The sequence below is a fragment of the Kitasatospora sp. MAP5-34 genome (assembly GCF_029894335.1).
GTDB lineage: Bacteria > Actinomycetota > Actinomycetes > Streptomycetales > Streptomycetaceae > Kitasatospora.
Map to the genome: position 1 here is coordinate 1 of NZ_JARXZC010000102.1, position 1,660 is coordinate 1,660.

Sequence of the window (1,660 nt, forward strand, 5' to 3'; positions counted from 1 at the left end):
TCCGCCGCAACGCCCGCGACGCCACCCGGCCCCTCGCTCTCCTCGGCCTCGCGTGATCACAAAACGGACGTCACGCGACTACGCCGAAGCCCTGGGCCCCGGCATAGTCGCAATTCACCGCTTTGTCCGACCCTCGTGGCGTCTCCCGTGGTGGAAGGTTCCACCACGGGACCCTCCGTCAAGGTCGCGAGCAGCAGGGACGAAGCGGACATCAAGCTACTGTGCCGAGGCCCTGACCAGGGATGCTTCGTACCTTCGTATAGTTCCGTGCAGGCGCACGTGTACTAATCTCTGGGGGCATCGCCATGCTGGAACTGCTGGGGCTCGACGCCGAAGCGGAACGCGTCTACCGGGCACTCCTCGCCCACCCCGAGGACGGGGTGACCGCACTCGCCCAGCGGATCGCGCTGCCCGAGAGTGACCTGCGCGCCTGCCTCGACCGGCTCAGCCGCCTCTCACTGGTCCGGCCCTCGTCCCGGGGAGGCATCGGATTTCGTGCACTGGACCCCGAAGATGCCATGGAACTGCTGCTGGCCCGCCAGCAGGCCGAACTGGCCGCCCACCAGCAGAAGGTGGAGGCCTCCCGGGCCGCCGCCGCGCAGCTCATCGCCGAGTGTTCCTCGATGCATCCGCGGGGCGCCACCGCCGGGGCCGAGAGCCTGCACGGGCCGGAGGAGATACGCGACCGGCTGGCCCGGCTGGCCGCCAACACCCGCCACGAGATCATGACGTTCGCGCCCGGCGGGGGCCACAGCATCGAGGACCTCGAAGCCAGCCGCAGCCCCAACGCCGCGCTCCTGGACCGGGGCATCGCCATGCGCACCGTCTACCTCGACAGCGTTCGCAACCACCAGCCCACCCTCGATCACATGGACTGGCTGCACCGCCACGGCGGACAGGTGCGCACCGCTCCCACCCTGCCGGTGCGGATGATCATCTCGGACCGCCGTGAGGCCGTCCTCCCACTCGACACCAACGACGCCCAGACCGGCGCGGTCGTCATCGCCTACGAGGGGCCCATCGCGGCGCTGTGCGCCCTCTTCGAGAGCGTCTGGCAGAGCGCCAACCGGCTGGGCGCCGCTGTGGAACGCAACATGGACGGGCTGACCCGCCAGCACCAGGAGTCCCTCCACATGCTCCTCCAGGGACTCACCGACGAGGCCATCGCCAAACGCCTCGGTGTCTCCCCGCGTACCGCCCGACGCATCGCCGCCGAACTCTTGGAGGCGCTGGAGGCCCGCAGCCGCTTCCAGGCCGGCGCGCACGCCGTCCAGAACGGTTGGCTCCCCGCCACCCGCGTCTGAGCCCCCGTCCGGCCCCCCTTGCGAAATCCGCGTCCCATCGGGACGCGGCTTTCGTCGTTCCGTGGCCCGTTCTCCTCCAGGTGGAGGTGGACGGGATATGCCACTGCAGAATCCGTCCACCGCAAAGCCCTTCCAGTGGTCCTTGGGAACCGGCACAGTAGAGGCATCGACAGGGAGAACCGGCCGAAATCGGCGAAACCTGGGACCGCTCAAGGAATCCCGAAAAAGCCTTCACTCCACTCATGCACCGCAGCTGAACAAGGAGGTGAACAGAATGATCGACATCCAGGACATCGAGGTCATGGCTGAGGCCCTGACCTGCGGCAGCTACAACAAGGGCTGAATTCGGGCAGGTT

2 protein-coding genes are annotated in these 1,660 nt (G+C 68.2%); both read left to right on the forward strand.

Features of this window, described 5'->3' with window-relative positions; all coding sequences use genetic code 11:
- Nucleotides 1-305: 305 nt before the first annotated feature.
- Complete coding sequence (locus tag P3T29_RS32540) at nt 306-1,304, forward strand: LuxR C-terminal-related transcriptional regulator (protein WP_280720285.1); 999 nt, start codon at nt 306-308, stop codon at nt 1,302-1,304.
- 97 nt (nt 1,305-1,401) lie between these two features.
- Nucleotides 1,402-1,647: a hypothetical protein gene (locus P3T29_RS32545; protein WP_280720286.1), complete on the forward strand. Its 246-nt coding sequence runs from the start codon at nt 1,402-1,404 to the stop codon at nt 1,645-1,647.
- Nucleotides 1,648-1,660 lie beyond the last annotated feature (13 nt).

Coding starts and splice junctions, on each gene's coding strand:
- P3T29_RS32540 (WP_280720285.1), top strand. CDS start 306: ATGCTGGAACTGCTGGGGCTCGACGCCGAAGCGGAACGCGTCTACCGG.
- P3T29_RS32545 (WP_280720286.1), top strand. CDS start 1,402: ATGCCACTGCAGAATCCGTCCACCGCAAAGCCCTTCCAGTGGTCCTTG.